At 62.4% G+C, this 18,398-nt stretch carries 17 protein-coding genes; 11 read left to right on the top strand and 6 right to left on the bottom strand.

The features are described 5' to 3' along the window. Positions 1 to 5: 5 nt before the first annotated feature. From AKV04_RS07850 to AKV04_RS07810, 9 genes are read left to right on the top strand one after another with little or no spacing between them, the layout of a single operon-like run. Positions 6 to 1,664, top strand: a complete 1,659-nt coding sequence (locus AKV04_RS07850; protein WP_054005934.1) for a thiamine pyrophosphate-dependent enzyme — start codon at positions 6 to 8, stop codon at positions 1,662 to 1,664. Continuing rightward, positions 1,661 to 3,748 carry a hydantoinase/oxoprolinase family protein gene (locus tag AKV04_RS07845; protein ID WP_054005908.1) on the top strand — a complete coding sequence of 696 codons (2,088 nt, stop codon included), beginning with the start codon at positions 1,661 to 1,663 and terminating at the stop codon, positions 3,746 to 3,748. The genes AKV04_RS07850 and AKV04_RS07845 overlap by 4 nt, the downstream gene beginning before the upstream one ends. Continuing rightward, positions 3,745 to 5,379, top strand: a complete 1,635-nt coding sequence (locus AKV04_RS07840; protein WP_054005907.1) for a hydantoinase B/oxoprolinase family protein — start codon at positions 3,745 to 3,747, stop codon at positions 5,377 to 5,379. The genes AKV04_RS07845 and AKV04_RS07840 overlap by 4 nt, the downstream gene beginning before the upstream one ends. After that, complete coding sequence (locus tag AKV04_RS07835) at positions 5,376 to 6,584, top strand: pyridoxal phosphate-dependent aminotransferase (protein WP_054005906.1); 1,209 nt, start codon at positions 5,376 to 5,378, stop codon at positions 6,582 to 6,584. Before AKV04_RS07840 ends, AKV04_RS07835 begins: the two co-directional genes overlap by 4 nt. Continuing rightward, positions 6,581 to 7,399, top strand: coding sequence for an NAD-dependent epimerase/dehydratase family protein (locus AKV04_RS07830; protein WP_054005905.1), 819 nt, complete (start codon positions 6,581 to 6,583; stop codon positions 7,397 to 7,399). The genes AKV04_RS07835 and AKV04_RS07830 overlap by 4 nt, the downstream gene beginning before the upstream one ends. Further along, positions 7,396 to 8,601 carry an NAD(P)/FAD-dependent oxidoreductase gene (locus AKV04_RS07825; RefSeq protein ID WP_054005904.1) on the top strand — a complete coding sequence of 402 codons (1,206 nt, stop codon included), beginning with the start codon at positions 7,396 to 7,398 and terminating at the stop codon, positions 8,599 to 8,601. Before AKV04_RS07830 ends, AKV04_RS07825 begins: the two co-directional genes overlap by 4 nt. Positions 8,602 to 8,604: 3 nt before the next feature. Further along, positions 8,605 to 9,516, top strand: coding sequence for a LysR substrate-binding domain-containing protein (locus tag AKV04_RS07820; RefSeq protein ID WP_054005903.1), 912 nt, complete (start codon positions 8,605 to 8,607; stop codon positions 9,514 to 9,516). Between the two features lie 12 nt (positions 9,517 to 9,528). After that, positions 9,529 to 10,245 carry an SDR family oxidoreductase gene (locus AKV04_RS07815; protein WP_054005902.1) on the top strand — a complete coding sequence of 239 codons (717 nt, stop codon included), beginning with the start codon at positions 9,529 to 9,531 and terminating at the stop codon, positions 10,243 to 10,245. 1 nt (position 10,246) lies between these two features. Then, positions 10,247 to 10,996, top strand: a complete 750-nt coding sequence (locus AKV04_RS07810) for an SDR family NAD(P)-dependent oxidoreductase (RefSeq protein WP_054005901.1) — start codon at positions 10,247 to 10,249, stop codon at positions 10,994 to 10,996. A 4-nt stretch (positions 10,997 to 11,000) separates the two neighbouring features. Here the strand turns inward: AKV04_RS07810 and AKV04_RS07805 are convergent, their stop codons facing one another. Genes AKV04_RS07805 through AKV04_RS07780 form a run of 6 tightly spaced genes read right to left on the bottom strand, consistent with a single transcriptional unit; the run spans position 11,001 to position 16,455 of the window. Next, entirely contained in the window at positions 11,001 to 11,759 is a 759-nt protein-coding gene (locus AKV04_RS07805) for a pyrroline-5-carboxylate reductase (RefSeq protein WP_162232842.1), read from the bottom strand. A 22-nt stretch (positions 11,760 to 11,781) separates the two neighbouring features. Continuing rightward, a complete protein-coding gene (locus AKV04_RS07800) occupies positions 11,782 to 12,534 on the bottom strand; it encodes an SDR family NAD(P)-dependent oxidoreductase (RefSeq protein WP_054005899.1) in 753 nt (250 codons plus the stop codon). Positions 12,535 to 12,543: 9 nt separating this feature from the next. Next, the gene (locus AKV04_RS07795) at positions 12,544 to 13,296 is read right to left on the bottom strand and encodes an SDR family NAD(P)-dependent oxidoreductase (protein WP_054005898.1); all 753 of its coding nucleotides are present in this window, start codon (positions 13,294 to 13,296) and stop codon (positions 12,544 to 12,546) included. Continuing rightward, on the bottom strand, positions 13,293 to 14,324 hold the full coding sequence (locus AKV04_RS07790; protein ID WP_054005897.1) for a proline racemase family protein: 1,032 nt from the start codon (positions 14,322 to 14,324) through the stop codon (positions 13,293 to 13,295). Before AKV04_RS07790 ends, AKV04_RS07795 begins: the two co-directional genes overlap by 4 nt. 10 nt (positions 14,325 to 14,334) lie before the next feature. Then, the gene (locus tag AKV04_RS07785; protein ID WP_054005896.1) at positions 14,335 to 15,567 is read right to left on the bottom strand and encodes an NAD(P)/FAD-dependent oxidoreductase; all 1,233 of its coding nucleotides are present in this window, start codon (positions 15,565 to 15,567) and stop codon (positions 14,335 to 14,337) included. Between the two features lie 3 nt (positions 15,568 to 15,570). Continuing rightward, the gene (locus AKV04_RS07780) at positions 15,571 to 16,455 is read right to left on the bottom strand and encodes a dihydrodipicolinate synthase family protein (protein ID WP_202905583.1); all 885 of its coding nucleotides are present in this window, start codon (positions 16,453 to 16,455) and stop codon (positions 15,571 to 15,573) included. A 156-nt stretch (positions 16,456 to 16,611) separates the two neighbouring features. Between AKV04_RS07780 and AKV04_RS07775 the strand changes: the two genes are divergently transcribed. Together AKV04_RS07775 and AKV04_RS07770 are read left to right on the top strand one after the other, a co-directional pair. Next, positions 16,612 to 17,325 (top strand): GntR family transcriptional regulator, encoded by a 714-nt coding sequence (locus AKV04_RS07775; RefSeq protein WP_054005895.1) that lies wholly within the window; start codon positions 16,612 to 16,614, stop codon positions 17,323 to 17,325. A gap of 63 nt (positions 17,326 to 17,388) precedes the next feature. Further along, on the top strand, positions 17,389 to 18,381 hold the full coding sequence (locus AKV04_RS07770; protein ID WP_054005894.1) for an MDR family oxidoreductase: 993 nt from the start codon (positions 17,389 to 17,391) through the stop codon (positions 18,379 to 18,381). Positions 18,382 to 18,398: the final 17 nt, after the last annotated feature.

The raw sequence follows: 18,398 nt of genomic DNA, 5'->3' as shown, positions 1-18,398 counted from the left end.
GGGCGATGCAAAACGGCGGGCAGTTACTGGTTTCCTCTTTGGTTGCCTTGGGCGCATCCAAGGCCTTCGGCGTTCCCGGTGAAAGCTATCTTGCGGTGTTGGACGCTCTGCACGACACCCAAGGCCAGCTTGATTTCATCCTCTGCCGCAACGAAGGCGGTGCGGCTTTCATGGCTTCGGCCTACGGCAAGCTGACCGGAACGCCCGGCATCTGCATGGTCACACGCGGGCCGGGGGCGACCAATGCCTCGATCGGCGTGCATACTGCGATGCAAGATTCATCACCGATGATCCTGTTCGTCGGCCAGGTTGGCACCGACATGAAGGGGCGCGAGGCGTTTCAGGAACTCGACTACCGTGCGGTGTTCGGCACGATGGCTAAATGGGCGGTTGAGATTGACCGGGTCGAGCGTATCCCCGAAATTCTCGCCCGCGCTTGGGTCACTGCCACCACAGGCCGCCCCGGCCCGGTGGTGATCGCACTGCCCGAGGATATGCTGACCAGCCTGACCGACACCCCGCCGCTGACCGCCCCCGCGCGTATCGCGGAACCTGCAGCGTCTCCCGACACCATCGCTGAAACCCTCGCCCTGCTTGCATCCGCGCAGCGGCCGCTGATCCTGATGGGCGGCACCAACTGGACGGATACAGGCCGCGCCGCCTTGCAGCATTTCGCAGAAACCTCGGATATTCCCGTGCTGGCCGCCTTCCGGTTTCAGGATCAGTTCGACAACTTTTCCCCCGTCTTCACGGGTGAAGCGAGCGTCGGGATGCTGCCCCATGCCAAAGCCCTGATCTGCGACGCCGATGTAATCCTCGCGATCAACGTGCGGTTTGGTGAGATGACAACCGATGGTTACACCCTGCTTTCGGTGCCGAACCCAGTGCAGAAATTGATCCATGTGCATGGATCTGATCGTGAAATCGGCAAGATTTATCAGCCAGTTATCGGCATCCACTCCGGCCCCAACGCCTTCGCCAGCACCCTCACCCCGCTGCAAGGCGCATGGTCCGACTGGCGCAGCAACGCCCGCGCAGCCTACGAGGCCAGCTTCAATGCCCCCGCCCAGCCCTCCCCGGTGGATATGGTCGCCGTCACCGCTCATTTGCGCGAAATCCTGCCCGAAGATGTGATCCTGACCAATGGCGCGGGGAATTTCACGGTCTGGCCGAATAAGTTTTTCAAATTCGGAAAAAATGCCCGCCTGCTTGCCCCGCAATCGGGTGCTATGGGCTACGGTGTGCCTGCGGCGATTGCCGCCAAGGTGGCCTATCCCGCCCGCCGTGTGGTCTGTTTTGCCGGAGACGGCGATTTTCAAATGAACTGCCAAGAGCTCGCCACCGCCGCCCAAGCAGACGCGCAGCCGATCATTCTGATCGTCAATAACGGCATCTACGGCACCATTCGCGCCCATCAGGAACGCCACTACCCGGCGCGGGTTTCTGGCACCACGATGGTGAACCCCGACTTTGCAGCCCTCGCCCGCGCCTACGGTTTCCACGCCGAACGGGTAGAGCGCACTGAGGATTTCGCCGCCGCCTTTGCCCGCGCCTTGGCCTCGGACTCAGGCGCGGTGCTGGACCTCAACGTATCCCCCGAAGCCATCACCCCGCGCCAAACCCTATCCCAAATGCGCGCCGCAGCGCAGGCGGCCAAGGCATGAGCGCGCCCATCCGTTTGGGCGCGGACATCGGCGGCACCTTCACCGATATTGCGCTGGAATGTCGGGGCCGGATGTTCTCGACCAAAGTGCTGACCAACTACGCAGCCCCGGAACAAGCCATCCTTGACGGCATCGACGTGGTGCTGGCTGAGGCCGAAATTACCCTCGCCGATCTAGATATCGTGATCCACGGCACCACTTTGGCGACCAACGCCTTGATCGAACGCCGGGGGGCAAAGACCGCCTTTGTCACCACCGAAGGTTTCCGCGATGTCATTGAAATGCGCACGGAAAATCGCTTTGCGCAGTATGATCTGAACATGGTTCTGCCCAAACCACTGATCCCGCGTGAGGATCGTTTTGCCATACGGGGCCGCATCGGCGCACAGGGGCAGGAGCTCGCCCCGCTCGACGAAGCAGCCCTAGAAACTTTGGCAGATCACATCGCCGACGCTGGCTTTGGCGCAGTGGCGATTGGCTTCATTCATTCCTACATGAACCCCGCACATGAGCAGCGGGCGCGGGAGATAATTGCGGCGAAGGTCGCAGTTCCGATCAGCATTTCCGCCGAAGTCTCGCCGCAAATGCGCGAGTTTGAACGCTTCAACACCGTCTGCGCCAATGCCTATGTCCGCCCGCAAATGGCGGATTATCTGACCCGGTTGCAGGCGCGGCTGAAGGCTTTGGGCGCGGGTTGCCCGGTGTTCATGATCCACTCGGGCGGCGGTTTGATTTCTGTGGAAACCGCCTCAGAATTCCCGGTGCGCTTGGTCGAAAGCGGCCCAGCCGGGGGCGCGATTTTCGCCGCCGATGTGGCGCAAAGGTTCGGGCTGCAAAAGGTCGTCAGCTATGACATGGGCGGCACCACCGCGAAGATTTGCCTGATCGAAGACTACGCCCCCAAAACCGCCCGCAGCTTTGAGGTGGCGCGGACCTATCGCTTTGCCAAAGGTTCCGGGATGCCGATTTCGATCCCGGTGATCGAGATGATCGAGATCGGCGCGGGGGGCGGTTCTCTGGCGTGGGTCGATGCGATGGGGCGGATTCAGACCGGGCCAGAGTCGGCAGGGTCAGAGCCGGGGCCCGCATGTTACCAGCGCGGGGGGGTGCATCCCGCGATCACAGATGCTGATTTGGTGCTGGGCAAACTTGATGCCGATAACTTCGCAGGCGGCGCGATCAGGCTTTCCACCGATGCTGCAAGTGGCGCAATCCTGCGCGATGTCGGCGACAAACTCAACCTCGACGCCACCTCTGCCGCCTTTGGCATCTGCGAGGTGGTCGATGAGAATATGGCCAACGCCGCCCGCGTTCATGCGGTGGAAAACGGCAAGAATATCTCGGACAATGTGATGATCGCTTTCGGTGGTGCCGCCCCCCTGCACGCCGCCCGCCTCTGCGAGAAACTGGGCATCGACCAATGCCTGATCCCGGTCGGTGCGGGGGTTGGTTCCGCCATCGGCTTCCTGAAAGCCCCATTTGGCTATGAGGCTTTGGCCTCGCATATCCTGCGGCTGGCGGCGTTTCAGGCGGCGGCGGTGAACGCCTTGATCGTGGGGTTGAAGGCTACGGCGACGGGTTTCGTGCGCGCAGGCACCAGCGCTGCGATCCAGTGCGAGATCACGGCGTTCATGCGCTATGTCGGGCAGGGGTGGGAGATTCCCGTCACGCTGCCGGACCGCAATTTTACCGATGCTGATGCCGACATGCTGCGCGAAAAGTTCTGCGAGAATTACGCGCGGTTCTTTGGTCGGGCGATTGAGGGTCTGGATGGCTTGGAAATTGAAATCGTCACATGGTCGGTCAAGGCGCAAGACCAGCGTGCTGCGCCTGACCAGATCGCACTCATCTCGGGCGGGTCGGAGGTTGGGCGCAAACTCTCACGTCCGGTGTTCGACCCGTCTCGGGGGGAGTTCATGGAGACCGCAATCATAGATCGCAGGGACTTGCGCCCCGGAGCGCGCGTGCAAGGCCCGGCGGTGATTGTCGAACGTGAAACCTCCACCGTCGTCACCGCGCCTTTCGACGTGGTGATGCAAAGTGACGGCAGCTTGCTGTTGAGCCGCAAAGGGGGTGCGCGATGAGTGACCAGACCCGCGATATTCGGATGCAGGTGATGTGGAACCGCCTGATCTCGGTGGTTGAGGAACAGGCGCTGACCCTGTTGCGCACGGCATTTTCCACTAGCGTGCGGGAAGCGGGCGATTTGTCCGCCGGAGTCTTTGGCCCACAGGGCCGGATGCTGGCGCAGGCTGTCACCGGCACGCCCGGGCATGTGAATACGATGGCCGAGGCGGTGCTGCATTTCATCGCGGAAATTGGCCGGGAAAATATGTTTGCGGGCGATACCTATGTGACGAATGACCCCTGGAAGGGCACCGGGCATCTGCATGATATCACCATGGTTTCGCCCTCGTTCCTTGGCGCGGAATTGGTCGGTTTCTTCGCCTGCACCGCGCATGTGGTCGATGTCGGGGGCAGGGGCTTTGGCGCGGATGCCAAGTCGGTCTATGAAGAAGGCATCCAGATTCCGATCATGAAATTTGCCGACAAGGGTGTGGTGAATGCCGACCTCGTGCGCCTGCTGCGCGCCAATGTGCGCGAACCCAATCAGGTGGTGGGCGATTTCTACTCGCTCGCCGCCTGCAATGATGTCGGCCACCGCCGCCTTGTGGCGATGATGCAGGAAATCGGCCTCACCTCGCTCAATGCCTTGGGCGATTTCATCTTCTCCCGCACCCATGCTGCGACTTTGGAGCGTATCCGCGCTTTGCCGCAAGGCGCTTGGACGAATGAACTCTTGACCGATGGCTATGACGCCCCCGTGAAACTGGTGGCGCAGGTCGAGATCAAAGGCGATCAGGTTAACGTCGATTTCGCAGGCTCTGATCCCGCCAGCCGCTACGGCATCAACGTGCCGATCATCTACACCAAGGCCTATGCCTGCTATGCGTTGAAATGCGTGATCGCCCCCGATATTCCGAACAACTGGGCCTCGCTTGCCCTGTTCACCATTTCCGCGCCCGAAAATATCCTGAACGCCGCACGGCCTGCGCCGGTCGCTGTGCGGCACGTCATCGGCCATATGGTGCCCGATCTGGTGCTGGGCGCTTTGGCGAAAGCCCTGCCGGGGCAGGTGCTGGCCGAAGGGGCTGCGGCCCTATGGAATATCCATATGTCGGTGCGCCCTGTCGCCGGAACCAAAGGGCGGCGCGCCGAAATCCTGATGTTCAACTCCGGCGGCATGGGCGCGCGTCCTAGCCTCGATGGGCTGTCCGCCACCGCCTTCCCCTCCGGCGTGATGACCATGCCGATTGAGGCGACCGAGCATACCGGGCCGATCGTGGTCTGGCGTAAGGAGCTGCGACCCGACTCCGGCGGCGATGGCCAGTTTCGCGGCGGCTTGGGGCAGATCATCGAAATCGAACCTGCACCGGGTCACGAATTCGACTTCTCGGCAATGTTTGATCGCGTCAATCACCCGGCAGCGGGCCGCGACGGCGGCGGGGCAGGGGCGGCTGGCATCGTGGCGCTGGATGATGGCACCCAGCTTAAGCCGAAAGGCTGGCAGCATGTGCCGCAGGGGCGTCGGTTGATCCTTCATCTTCCCGGTGGCGGCGGCTACGGTGCGCCGGAAGCGCGCAATGCGGATGCGCGGGCGGATGATGCCGCCAAGGGTTATGTGACGGGCCAAGATTTGGGGAACAAGCCATGAATTACGTTGCGGATCGGCTAGCGGTGGTGAAACCCTCGGCCTCAATGGCGGTGTCGATGGCCGCCAAAGCCCTGCGCGCGCAGGGTGTCGACGTGATCGACCTAGGCTTAGGAGAGCCCGATTTCCCAACCCCCGCGCATGTGGTGGAAGCGGCGTTCAAAGCGGCGGCGGCGGGCGAGACACTCTATACTGCATCGGCAGGCACCCCTGCGCTGCGGGCAGCGGTGGCGGAAAAACTCAGGCGCGAGAACGGCTTGGACTATAGTGCCGATGAAATCACCGTCGCCAATGGTGCCAAGCAGATCATCTTCAACGCGCTACTGGCGACGCTAAATCCCGGCGACGAAGCCATCTTGCCGACCCCCTATTTCGTGTCCTACCCCGAGATGGTCAAACTGCTGGGCGGCGTGCCGATCACCCCCGCGTGCCCGGCGGAAACCGGCTTCCGCCTGACGCCGGACCTGCTGGAGGCCGCCATCACCCCCCGCACCAAATGGCTGTTTCTGAACATGCCGGGCAACCCCTCGGGCGCGGTCTACTCGGCGGCAGAGTTGCAGGCCTTGGGCGCAGTCCTCGCCCGCCACCCGCAAGTGCTGATCCTGTCGGATGAAATCTACGAACACATCCTGTTTGATGGCCGACAATTCGTCAGCTTCGCCGCCGCCTGCCCAGACCTCCGCGACCGCAGCCTGATCGTCAACGGCGTGGCGAAAGCCTATGCGATGACCGGCTGGCGTGTCGGTTACGCGGCAGGCCCAGCCCCCCTCATCAAAGCGATGAACACCGTGCAAAGCCAATCCGTCACCTCGGTAGCCGCGCCAATGCAAGCGGCAGCCCTCGCCGCGCTGACCGGCCCACAAGATTGCACCGCCCAGTTCCGCACCGCCTTTGAACGTCGCCGCGATCTGGTCGTCACGGGCATCAAAACCATCCCTGGCCTGAGCCTCGCCCCGCCCGAAGGCGCGTTCTACGCCTATATCGGTTGCGCGGGCCTGATCGGAAAGCGCACGCCCAAAGGCGAAACCCTTACCGACGACACTGCCGTCACCCAATACCTGCTGACCGAAGCCCGCGTCGCTGCCGTCCCCGGCGCAGCCTATGGCCTCTCGCCGTTCTTCCGCATCTCCACCGCCACCTCTGACGCGGTTTTGGCCGAAGCGATCAGCCGCATCAAAACCGCAGTCGCGGCGCTGGAGACAAAATGACCCCGCGCTTTGACACCATTCTGATCACCGGCGCGGCGGGCCGTTTGGGCACCGAATTGCGCCGGGGTCTGGCACCCTTGGCGCGGCGCCTGCGGCTGGCGGATGTGGCCGAGATCAAAGACCTGCAACCCAATGAAGACGCCATCATCTGCGACCTCGCCGATGAATCCGCGATCCTGTCCCTCACCCAAGGCATTGACGTTATTGTGCATTTCGGCGGCGTTCCGATGGAGCGGTCTTGGGATAGCATCCTCAACGCCAACATTCGCGGCAGCTATCACATCTACGAAGGCGCGCGCAAAGCGGGCGTCAAACGCATAGTCTACGCCTCCTCCGTCCATGCCATCGGCTATCACGACTTAGAAACCCAGATCGACGCCAATGCCCCGCACCGCCCCGACGGCCTCTATGGCCTGTCGAAATGCTTCGTCGAAGACTTGGGCCGCCTCTACTGGGACAAATTCGGGATTGAAACCGCAGCACTGCGCATCTTCTCGTCGTTCCCCGAACCCGCAGACCGCCGGATGCTGTGGTCCTACCTGTCCTTCGACGACTGCATCCGCCTTGTTACCGCCGCCCTGACCGCCCCGCGCGTGGGCTTCACCGTCAGCTTCGGGCTGTCGGATAACACCGTGAAAACCGTCGACAATCGCCTTGCGGCGCACCTCGGCTATCAGGCAAAAGACACGTCAGAACCCTTCCGCGCCGGGGTAGAGGCGCGCACTGACATGCCCGATCCGAAAGCCCCCGCCGTGCGGCATCTGGGCGGTTGGTTTGTAGATTTGGGACACCCCGACGATAAGGATACAAAATGAAAACGCAGTATGATGTGGTGATCGTGGGCGGGGCGGTGATCGGCTCGGCTGTGGCCTATTTCCTGATGGCGAACCCGGATTTCAACGGCTCGGTTCTGGTGGTCGAGCGTGACCCGACCTATGCCAAGGCCTCGACCTCGCTGTCGGCAGCCTCAATCCGCACCCAGTTCTCCAATGCGATCAACGTGAAGATCAGCCAGTTCGGCTATCAGTTCATCAAAGATTTCCCGGAAACCATGCAGGTCGGTGACGACAAGCCTGACCTGAATTTCCACTCCGGCGGCTATCTTTACCTCGCAGGCACCCCCGAACAGGAACAAATCCTGCGCGAAAGCCACGAGGTGCAGCGCGCCTGCGGGGCCGATACCGTGCTGTGGGATCAAGACCAACTGGCCACAGCCTTCCCGCACCTGAATGTCGACGATATCCGGCTGGCAAGCTACGGCCAATCCGGCGAAGGCTGGTTCAACAACACCGGCATCATGTCCGGCTTCCGCAATAAGGCGCGGTCCTTGGGGGCCGATGTGATCACCGATGAGGTCACGGCCATCGGTCGCGCTGCCGATACCGTCACCTCTGTCACGCTCAAATCCGGCGCCACGATCCAAGCCGGAACCGTAGTGAACGCCTCCGGCCCCCGCGCCGCCCTCACCGCCCGGATGGCTGGTCTCGACATCCCCGTCGAGCCCCGCAAACGCACCCTATTCGTGTTCGACTGCGCCAAATCCCCGGAAGGCAGCGCCACCGTCAACCAAGGCCGCCTGCCGTTGATGATCGACCCCTCCGGCGTGTTCTGCCGCCCCGAGGGCCGCTTTTTCCTGACAGGGGCCGTCCCCGTCGAAGACCCCGCCGTGGATTGGGATGATTTTGAGCCCCGCTATGAAGAATTTGAAGACATCATCTGGCCCGCGCTGGCCAACCGCGCGCAGGGGTTTGAGGCGATCAAAGTCGTCAACCAATGGGCGGGCCACTACGATTTCAACACCCTCGACCACAACCTTGTCGTGGGCCGCCATCCACAGGTGCGCAACTTTGTCTTCGCCAACGGTTTCTCCGGCCACGGCCTGCAACAAGGCCCCGCTGCGGGCCGCGCTGTGTCCGAACTGATCATCTACGGTGGCTATCGCACGCTGGACCTCAGCGAAGTCGGCTATGAACGCATCGTCGAAAACCGCCCGTTTCTTGAAAAGGCCGTCATTTAACCCATGGACCGCCCGCCGCGCCTTCCGCCTTTGAACGCGCTGCGGGTGTTTCAAACCGTGATGCGGCACCGCAGCTTTCGCGGTGCTGCGGACGAGTTAAGCGTCACCCCCCAAGCCGTCAGCCAGCAAATCAAACTGCTGGAAGACACCTTGGGGTTGGAGCTTTTCGCCCGCAAAGGCCGTGCGATTGAGCCGAATGAACAGGCGATCTTGCTGGCGCATCACATCCAAGCCGGGTTTGACGAATTTGCCGAGGGCGTGCGGCGGGTCACCAAGCTGGGCCAACGCAACCGCATCAACCTCAACGCCAGCCCGTATTTCGCCACCCGGTTCCTGCTGGATCGGCTGGCGCGGTTTCGTGAGATCATGCCGGGGGCCGATCTGCGGCTGACCACGATGGTCGAGCTGCCGGATTTCGTCGCCGACGATGTCGATGTGGCGATCCAATGGGGCTTTGGCACTTGGACGCAGTTTGATCAGGTGCTGTTGCTGCGCGACATAAAGGTGATCTGCTGCACGCCCGACCTCGCCATGCGTCTGCGCGCGCCGGGTGATCTGCTCGACGTGCCGCTGCTGCATTCCGTGCTGGCTGACCTCTGGGTGCCCGTGTTGCGGCACCTTGGCGTTACGGGAATCCATGCCCCCGACGCGCTGCGGTTTCAGGATGCCGCCACCATGCGGCGGGCAACTTTGGCGGGCTTGGGGGTTGGTTTGCTGTCCACCATTGACGCCGAGGAAGACCTCGCTTCGGGCAAATTGATCGCCCCGTTTGGGCTGGATGTGATGGCGGGGATGCCGCAAGCGCAGATCCCGGGGTTCTATCTGGTGCTGCCAAAAGCGCACCGCCGGGTGAAAGCCATCGCGGCGTTCTGCGATTGGGTGGCGCGTGAAAACTGGGCTTTGCCCGTTGTTTAAGCAGGAGGCGGCATGGCGCAGGCATTGGTGACAGGGGCGACCAGCGGCATTGGCCGCGCGATCGCTATCGCCCTACATAACACAGGCCATCAAGTGATGGCTTTGGGCCGCAACGCCCACGCGCTGGCCGATCTGTCAGCACTTGGCCTGCAAACCCGGCAGATTGATCTCACCGATCCGTCAGGCTTGGTTGATCTGGCCGACCTCGCCCCGGATATTCTGGTGAACAACGCCGGCATGATGCCGCCCTTGGGCAATTTCTGCGATGCCGACCCCGCCGATATTGACCACGCCATCAACACCAACCTGCGCGCCGTTCTGTCGCTGACCCGCGCCATAGCCCCCGGAATGCGCACGCGCGCCCACGGCCATATCTTCTTCACTGGATCCACGGCAGGCCACGCCCCCTTTGCCAATCTCGCGGTCTATTGCGCCACCAAAGCGGCCATCGGCGGCTTCGCCCAAGCCCTGCGCCTAGACATGGCCCCACACGGCGTTCGGGTGACCGAGATCGTCGCGGGGCGGGTAGAGACCGGGCTCTACAACGCCCTGCTGCCCGCCGAGGCCCGCGCCGCGATGTATGCGGACAACGCAGCTGTGCAGCCCGAAGACGTTGCCGCAATGCTGCTCGCCGTGCTGGCCCTGCCGCAATCCGTCGACGTGGCGCGGTTCGATATTCTTCCCACCTATCAGGGGGTCGCCACAGGCACCTCGAAGAAAGAGGCTTAAGATGAAGGGTTTATCCGTTGTGATCATCGGTGGCGGCGCGGGTCTGGGCGCGTTGCTGGCCGAAATGGCGGTGGCGGAAGGGGCTTCCGCCTTGGGTATCATTGATCTGAACGCCGAAGCCGCCGAGGCTGCCTTGGCCCCCGCCCGCGACGCAGGCTTGCCGCACGCCTTTGCCGCCTGCGACATTCGCACCGCCGAGGCCGCCCATGCCGCCTTTGCCTCGGTTGCGCAGGCTTTGGGCCGCGTCGACACCCTGATCAATTCCGCCGCAATCTATCCGCGCAAACCGATTCTTGAGATTTCCGACGCTGATTGGGATGCCTCCAACGCCATCAACGTCAAAGGCACCTATCACATGATGGTCGCCGCCATCCGCCAGATGAAGCGCCAAGACCCCATCGGCCATATCCGCGGCCGCATCGTCAACATCACCTCGGTCGATGCCTTCAAGGCGCATCCGCAGAACGCGCATTACGCCGCGACCAAAGCGGCGGTGGTGTCTTTGACCAAAAGCATGGCGCAAGAGGTCGCGCCCGATGGCATCCTTGTGAACTCGGTCGCCCCCGCTGGCATGGCGACGAACCGCGCGCGGGAGTTGGGTTTCCTCGGTGAACTGGCCAAAGCCAGCCCGCTGGGGCGCGGCGGAGAGCCGAAGGAAATGGCCGAATGGGTGCTGATGGCAGGCGGGCCGCGCAACACCTATATGACCGGAGAGAACATCATTGTCTCCGGTGGCTATATCTACGCCTGAGGCCCTAGCCCTGCACCCGTTTGAAGGCCGCCGTCAAAGCGGCCTCCATCGCCGCCCCGCCGCCACCTTGCACGAAGCGTTGAAAAATCATTTCATTCAAGCCGCCCTTGGTCGAATGATCCTCCCGCAACTGTTCAAACGAGGCCGGGCCTGCGCGCAAAACATCGCCCAAACTGCCAAACAGCCCGCGCAGATAGGCGACGGCATCGAGGCGCGGATGGCCCTGCGCCACCATCCAATCCGCCGCGGTTTCCAGCAGACCGAAATAGCTGGCCATCAGCGCACTTGCCGCGCCATAGGCATCGTAGGCGACCAGATCGGTGACGGGCAAAGCGGTGCCCAAGGCGGCGAAAATCTGCATCGCGTGGCGCTGCGGCGGGAACACCGGAGTCACCCCTTCATGCCGCTCGACAAACGGCAGCGGGATGGCGCGGGCGATATCCTTAGCCCCCGTCCATTCGGCGATCTTGCAGATATGCAACCCCGCGATCAGACTGATCACCGGGCGATCTGCCGGGAAAACCAAAGCCCCAAACACCGCCTCCGCCACCTGCGGACGCACCGCGAGGATCACCAGATCACACTGATCAATGACGGCCTGATTGCTCGCAGCCACCGTTACACCCGGCAACAAAGCCAGTTCCGCCGCCACCGCCTCATTGCGCGGAGACAGCACAATCGGCCATTCCGCCAGCGCCGAGGCCTTCAGCCCCCGCACCATATGCGCCGTGATCGTGCCGGTGCCAATAAACCCTAACCGCATCATTCCCCCATGAGCCCCAATCTTACGCGACCGCCTGCGCCCCGGTGATTTCCACCAAAGACCCGCACATGAACGCCGCCTCATCCGAGGCCAGAAACGCCACCAAGGCCGCAACCTCCTCAGGCCGACCTATCCGGCCATAAGGCACCATACGATCCAGATCGGCAATCGTGCGACCGGATCGTTTCACCCCGGCCTCCAACATCGGCGTGTGGATTTCGCCGGGGCAGACCGCATTGACGCGTACTTTCTGCGCAGCATAATCGCGGGCAAGGTTCTGGGTGAAACTCGCCACCGCCGCTTTGGTGACGTTATAGGCGATGTGGTTCGGCGCGGGGTGCAAACCCCATTGTGAAGCAGTGTTCACAATCGCCCCACCCCCCGCCGCGATCATATGCGGCAAGGCGGCTTGGCACAGGTGAAACATTGCGTCGATGTTAATGGCGAAAGAGATATTCCAGTCATCAGCCGTCAGCGAAAGCAGGTTTCCACGCCGATTAACCCCGGCATTGTTGCACAAAACATCAATCCGCCCTTCCACCGCTATCACATCGTCGATCACCGCGCGGCAACCCTCCGCCGCGCCAATATCCGCCGCAAAACTGCGCGCCCGACCACCCGAGGCCCGCAAACCCGCAGCCGTCGTCTCGGCGCCGTCACCGTTCACATCCGTCACGACAACCAGAGCCCCTTCACTGGCAAAGCGCGCGCAAATTGCACCGCCAATGCCGCCAGCCGCCCCGGTCACCACCACCACTTTATCCTGAAACCGCATCCCGTCCCCCTAGCGCAAATAACTGCCGCCGTTCACATCCAGCACCGCCCCGTTCAACGACGCCTGACTTGGCCGCAAAGCAAAAGCCACCAACTCGCCGATTTCAGCCGCCTCGGCCATCGCGCCAATCGGGATGCCCGCCAGTGCCGCAGCCTCACCATGCTGGGCAATAAACGCCTCGGCCATCTCGGTGCGCACCCAACCCGGCGCAATCGCCACTGCCGTGATCCCCTCGCCCCCATGACTTTGCGCCACCGATTTCGTCAGGTTGATCAACGCGGCCTTGCTGGCCCCATAAGCCATCGCGTTGGAGGCATATCCCCGCTGCCCGGCCCGGCTGGCCATATTCACAATCCGCCCGCCGCCCTGTGCCCGAAAGTGCAGGATCGCCGCTTTCGTCAGATCGACCGCAGCAAGGAAATTCACCCGAAACTCCCGCCCCCACACCGCCTGCCACTGATCCAGCGGTGCACCGACGGCCACCTCAGATCGGATGCCAGCATTGTTCACCAAGCCATGCAAGCGCCCCGCCAAAGCCTCGGCCTGCTGCCAAAGCGTCGTCGCCCCCTCAGCCGTCGCCAAATCCGCCCCAACGCACCAACCCGCCCCGCCGATCTGCGCCAGCAAAGCCTCGGCTGCCGCCCGATTGCGCCCATAGTGGATCACCACCCGCGCGCCCTCGGCAGCCAGAGCGACGCAAATCGCCTGCCCAATCGCCCCGGTTGCTCCGGTGACCAGAACCGCGCGACCTGCCAAACTCATAGCTCGCCCACCTGCGAGCCCCAAGTGTCCGACAGCGCAAAGCCGCGCGCAAAAGGATCATCCGGGCTGATCCGCAACTGTTCCCGCCCGTAAACCCAGCCCTGCCCGGTGATGCGGGGTAGCACGGCGCGACGGTTGCCGACCACCGCCTCACCAATCGCTTCCGCCGTGAACGTCCCGCCGATGATCGAGCGCGACACGCGGGCATCGCCCACCGCAACCTCCCCCCGCGCAAACATCACCGCGAGATTGGCCGAAGATCCGGTGCCACAAGGCGAGCGATCCACCCGCCCCGGCTTCAAAGTGGTACAGGTGCGGATGCTGCCATCGGCCTCACGACTGCGAAACATCACATAGGCCACATCATCCAAACCCGGAATATCGGGATGGCTGACCTCAATCTGCCCCTGCAAATCCGCCTTGATCGCAATCCCCGCCTCGGCCAAAGCCCGTGCGTTTTCGGGCACAATCGACAGCCCGATCTGATCGACATCGACCAACGCATAGAACACCCCACCAAAGGCAATATCGGCGCGGATCACACCAAAATCAGCGGTCTTAACCTCAGCATCCAAAGCCAGCACAAAGGCCGGAACGTTGTCCAAACTGACCGACAGACAGCGCCCGTTCTTGCAATCGGCTCGCGCCACAATCAGCCCCGCCGCTGTGTCCAACCGCACCACGGTTTCAGGCTCCACCATCGCCACCCGCCCGCTTTCCAGCAAAGCCGTCACCACGCAGATGCAGTTCGAGCCTGACATCGGATGCGCCCGGTCCGGTTGCAGCACGATGAACGCCGCATCGGCATCCGGGCGGGTCGGCGGCAGCAGCAGATTGGTGCTCATCGCGACGCCCGCACGCGGCTCAAAGGTGACAAAACGGCGTAGGCTGTCATCCACGGTATTGATATGGTTCATCTTCTCAAGAATGGTCGCGCCCGGAATCTCAGGCGCGCCGCCGATGATCACCTTGCCGATTTCGCCCTGCGCATGGACCAGCAGCAGATCAAGCGTGTTTTCAAACTGCATGTTCAGCCTTTCAAAAGCGGTTAACGCGGTAGGGATGCAGGTCAATCTCCGCCCGCCCCCCAGTGATCAGATCGCCCATCACCTTTGCAGTGGTCGCGGCATAAGTTAGCCCCAGATGGCCGTGCCCAGTGGCGTAAAACACCCCCCGCGTCTTGGCTGAGGCCGACAGGATCGGCACCGTATCGGGCAGGGCAGGGCGGTGGCCCATCCATTCAGTAAAATCCTCACACCGCAGCCCCGGCAGCGCGGTTTGCGCCCGGCGCACCGTCACTTTCGCGCGGCGATAATCCGGCGGCGCATCCAAGCCCGCCATTTCCACCGTGCCGCCCACCCGAATACCGCCCGCAGTCGGCGTCACCATAAACGCCCGCGCGGGCCAGATGATCGAGTGTTGCATCTCGATGCCCGGAGCCATGATTTGCGTGTGATAGCCGCGCTCGGTTTCCAGCGGAATAGCCTCGCCCAGCAGCTTCGACAGCCTGCCCGAGAACGCCCCCGCGCAGATTACCACCTCATCCACCGCAATCTCGCGGCCACCCGCCAGCTTGACCGCCGTGATCTGGTCGCCGCGCGCAAACCCCACCGCCGTGCCCTGCTCGATCCGCCCACCCAAAGCGCGGAAGCGTTCGGCCAAGGCCAGCACCAGCTTATACGGGTCCTTCATCGAGCGATTGTCTGGAAACCGCACCGCCATGCCGATCTTATCCGACAGCGCTGGCTCCAACGCGCGCAGGGCGGCCCCGCCGATCACCTCATGCGCAAAGCCAAACCGCTCCAGAATTTCGATATGTTCGCGATCCGCCCGAAACTCTGCCTCATCGGTATACAGCGAGAGACAGCCCTGTTCAGAAATCTGATCCTCCAGCCCCGTCTCGCGCAGCAACGCCTGCGTATCCGCCAGCGCCCGCCCACACAAAACCGCCCCCTGCGCCTCCAATTCCCGAAGCTTGCTGGGCCGCGAGGCCGCAATAAACCGCAAGAACCACGGCACCAAACGCGGCATATAGCCGGGCCGCACCCGCACTGGGCCTTCCGGGTCCAGCATCCAGCCCGGAATTTGTCGCCAGATCGAGGGGCGCGAGGCGGGCATAAACTCGGTCACCGCAATCGAGGCCATATTGCCAAACGACGCCCCCTGCCCTGGCGCGTCGCGGTCCAGCAAAACCACCTGCCGTCCGCGCTTTTGCAGATCATGCGCAATCGCGGTGCCGATGATCCCTGCGCCAATGACAACCGTGACCATGGCTTATTTCCAGTTGATGATCGGCTGCATCGCCGCTGCGAAATCGGCCTTTTCCTCTGCCGTCAACGGCCCCAATGGCATCCGACACTCCCCCACCGGCACCCCCTGCAATTCGCAGCCATATTTCAGCTTCTGTACAAACTTGCCGGATTCCAGAATGTTCATCGCGGTATACAGTGTCGCCATCTGCGCCTTGGCCTTGATCAAATCACCCGAGCGATAGGTCCGGTCCAGATCACACACCGCCTGCGCCATGCAATTCGCAGGCCCGCAAATCCAACTGTCCGCGCCCCAGAACATGAAATCCAGCGCAATGTCATCCGACCCCGACACCAGCTGAATCCGCCCCGCATAACGCGTTGCAATCCCAATCGCGCGCTGCAAAGACCCCGAGCTTTCCTTGATCCCGATCACGCGCGGATGATCCGCCAGCGCATCCAAAACCTCCCAGCCCAGTTCCACCCCATCCTTGTCGGGGTAGGAATATAGCACGATACTCACATCCACCGCATCCAGCACGGCATTGAAATGCTTGATCAACTCGGCCTGTGTCGGCTTGGTGTAAAATGGCGTCGCCAGCAAAACTGTGTCATAGCCCAATTCTTTGGCGCGCTTGGTATTGGCGATCACCCCCGCCGTATGCGGTGCATTGGTGCCTGCAATCAACGTCTCTTCTGGCCGCGCAAACGCCTTCACAAACGCCAAAACCTCCTCACGTTCCGCATCCGACATCAGGTTATACTCACCCGACGACCCGCACGGCACCCAGCCCGTCACGCCCGCCGCGCGCAACCCCTGGAGATGGGTTTTGAACGCCACAAAGTCGATCTGACCTGCCGCATCAAACGGCGTGACCAAGGCAGGCATGACGCCAGAGAGTTTCAGCATGAGACATCCTTTGCAAACGAATCGAGACCGCACAACCGGCGCGGCGTTGCCCCAATTCATGGCGACAGCGTGCCGACACGTCAAATCAAAAATAATCTGTGTCGACACGAAGCGCCTGAAACGCTATCTCTCAACAAACCACCGGAGGCTGCCCCAATGGATGAAATTGAGATCAAACGCGCCAAGGGCACCGGCGCGAAATTCGCCTATGAGACGATCCGCGATGAAATCCTGTCGCTGGCACTGCGGCCCGGTGCGTTGCTGGATGAAACCTCGCTGGCCGAACGGTTTACCATGTCACGGTCCCCGGTGCGCGAAGCCCTGATCCGGCTGGCGGGCGAATATCTGGTGGTGATGCTCGCCAACCGCTCCACCATCGTCGCCCCTATCGACGTCACCAGCTTCCCGAAATACATTGAAGCACTGGATATCGCGCAGCGCATGAACACCCGTTTGGCCGCCGAACTCCGCACCGACGCCGATCTGAAAGCCATCGCCCAGCGTCAAAAGGAATTTGTCGCGGCGGTGAAGACGGGCGATCATCTGGCCATGTCCGAGGGCAATAAACTGTTCCATATGGCCATCGCCGAAGCTGGCAAGAACCCCTATCTGACCGCCTTTTATGAACGCCTGCTCGACCAAGGCCGCCGCATGTTACATCTGCATTTTCAATATATTGAGCGCACTCACGACGGCTATCTTCTAACCGACGAGCATGTCGAAATGCTGGAAGCCATCCGCGCCCGCGACATCAACCGCGCGGATGCCTTGGCTGCAGCCCACACAAGGCAATACCGCGACAATTTCCTGACCTTCATGCGGGAAAACTACTCGGCCCCAATGCCGCTGGGCGCGCCCAACGCGGCTTGACGCCAGCGCCGTCCTAGTGTCGCATCCCCCCAAGGCCGGATCGGCCATAGCAAAGGACCGCAAATGACGTTCAAAGCGCTGGTTGTCGATAAAGACGCCGCAGGGGCGACCCATGCTGCCGTGAAACACCTGACTTTGGCCGATCTGCCGAGTGGTGAGGTTTTGGTGGCGGTCGAATATTCCACCGTGAACTACAAAGACGGTCTGTGCATGGGCTCAGGCGGCGGCATGGTGCGCACTTACCCGCATGTGCCGGGGATTGATTTTGCAGGCACGGTCGAGGCCTCGGATGATCCGCGCTACAAACCCGGCGACAAAGTGGTGCTGACCGGCTGGCGGGTGGGGGAGGCTTATTGGGGCGGCTACGCCCAGAAAGCCCGCGTCAAAGCCGATTGGCTGGTGCCGTTGCCGCAAGGCTTGACCAGCCGCGCGGCGATGGCAGTGGGCACTGCTGGCCTGACTGCGATGCTGGCGGTGATGGCTTTGGAATCGCATGGACTAAAGCCGGGGCAGGGGCCGGTGCTGGTGACCGGGGCGGCGGGCGGTGTCGGCTCTGTCGCCGTCACCCTCCTTGCGCGTCTGGGCTATGAGGTGGCTGCCGTGACCGGGCGGCCCGAGACGGAAGGCTATCTGCGCGACTTGGGGGCGACTCAAATCGTCGCGCGCGACCAGATCAATGAGACGGTCAAGCGCCCCTTGGAGTCTGAGCAATGGTCCGGCTGCATTGATGCCGTCGGTGGCGCAATGCTTGCCCGAGTCTTAGGTCAGCTGAACTACGGTGCTTCGGTTGCGGCGGTTGGTCTGGCCGGGGGCTCACAGCTCCCCGCCTCGGTGATCCCGTTCCTGCTGCGCGGCGTCAACCTGCTGGGCATTGATTCCGTGCTGCAACCCTACGCCAACCGCCAAGCCGCTTGGGCGCGCATTGCCACCGACCTGCCGCTGGACAAGCTGGAATCGATGGTGACGATGGCCAGCCTCACCGACCTGCCGCGCTTGGGGGCGGAGATTTTGGCGGGTCAAATCAAGGGCCGTTGCGTAATCGACGTGAACGCCTGAGGCGCAGCACTGGAAGT

Origin of the sequence: Cypionkella psychrotolerans (genome assembly GCF_001294535.1) — a bacterium.
Classification (GTDB): domain Bacteria; phylum Pseudomonadota; class Alphaproteobacteria; order Rhodobacterales; family Rhodobacteraceae; genus Cypionkella; species Cypionkella psychrotolerans.
This window is presented reverse-complemented; position numbering and strand designations above follow the sequence as displayed.

Bases quoted from the DNA above. Each gene is read 5' to 3' on its own strand.
- AKV04_RS07850 (WP_054005934.1), top strand. From the start codon at position 6: ATGCAAAACGGCGGGCAGTTACTGGTTTCCTCTTTGGTTGCCTTGGGC.
- AKV04_RS07845 (WP_054005908.1), top strand. From the start codon at position 1,661: ATGAGCGCGCCCATCCGTTTGGGCGCGGACATCGGCGGCACCTTCACC.
- AKV04_RS07840 (WP_054005907.1), top strand. From the start codon at position 3,745: ATGAGTGACCAGACCCGCGATATTCGGATGCAGGTGATGTGGAACCGC.
- AKV04_RS07835 (WP_054005906.1), top strand. From the start codon at position 5,376: ATGAATTACGTTGCGGATCGGCTAGCGGTGGTGAAACCCTCGGCCTCA.
- AKV04_RS07830 (WP_054005905.1), top strand. From the start codon at position 6,581: ATGACCCCGCGCTTTGACACCATTCTGATCACCGGCGCGGCGGGCCGT.
- AKV04_RS07825 (WP_054005904.1), top strand. From the start codon at position 7,396: ATGAAAACGCAGTATGATGTGGTGATCGTGGGCGGGGCGGTGATCGGC.
- AKV04_RS07820 (WP_054005903.1), top strand. From the start codon at position 8,605: ATGGACCGCCCGCCGCGCCTTCCGCCTTTGAACGCGCTGCGGGTGTTT.
- AKV04_RS07815 (WP_054005902.1), top strand. From the start codon at position 9,529: ATGGCGCAGGCATTGGTGACAGGGGCGACCAGCGGCATTGGCCGCGCG.
- AKV04_RS07810 (WP_054005901.1), top strand. From the start codon at position 10,247: ATGAAGGGTTTATCCGTTGTGATCATCGGTGGCGGCGCGGGTCTGGGC.
- AKV04_RS07805 (WP_162232842.1), bottom strand. From the start codon at position 11,759: ATGCGGTTAGGGTTTATTGGCACCGGCACGATCACGGCGCATATGGTG.
- AKV04_RS07800 (WP_054005899.1), bottom strand. From the start codon at position 12,534: ATGCGGTTTCAGGATAAAGTGGTGGTGGTGACCGGGGCGGCTGGCGGC.
- AKV04_RS07795 (WP_054005898.1), bottom strand. From the start codon at position 13,296: ATGAGTTTGGCAGGTCGCGCGGTTCTGGTCACCGGAGCAACCGGGGCG.
- AKV04_RS07790 (WP_054005897.1), bottom strand. From the start codon at position 14,324: ATGCAGTTTGAAAACACGCTTGATCTGCTGCTGGTCCATGCGCAGGGC.
- AKV04_RS07785 (WP_054005896.1), bottom strand. From the start codon at position 15,567: ATGGTCACGGTTGTCATTGGCGCAGGGATCATCGGCACCGCGATTGCG.
- AKV04_RS07780 (WP_202905583.1), bottom strand. From the start codon at position 16,455: ATGCTGAAACTCTCTGGCGTCATGCCTGCCTTGGTCACGCCGTTTGAT.
- AKV04_RS07775 (WP_054005895.1), top strand. From the start codon at position 16,612: ATGGATGAAATTGAGATCAAACGCGCCAAGGGCACCGGCGCGAAATTC.
- AKV04_RS07770 (WP_054005894.1), top strand. From the start codon at position 17,389: ATGACGTTCAAAGCGCTGGTTGTCGATAAAGACGCCGCAGGGGCGACC.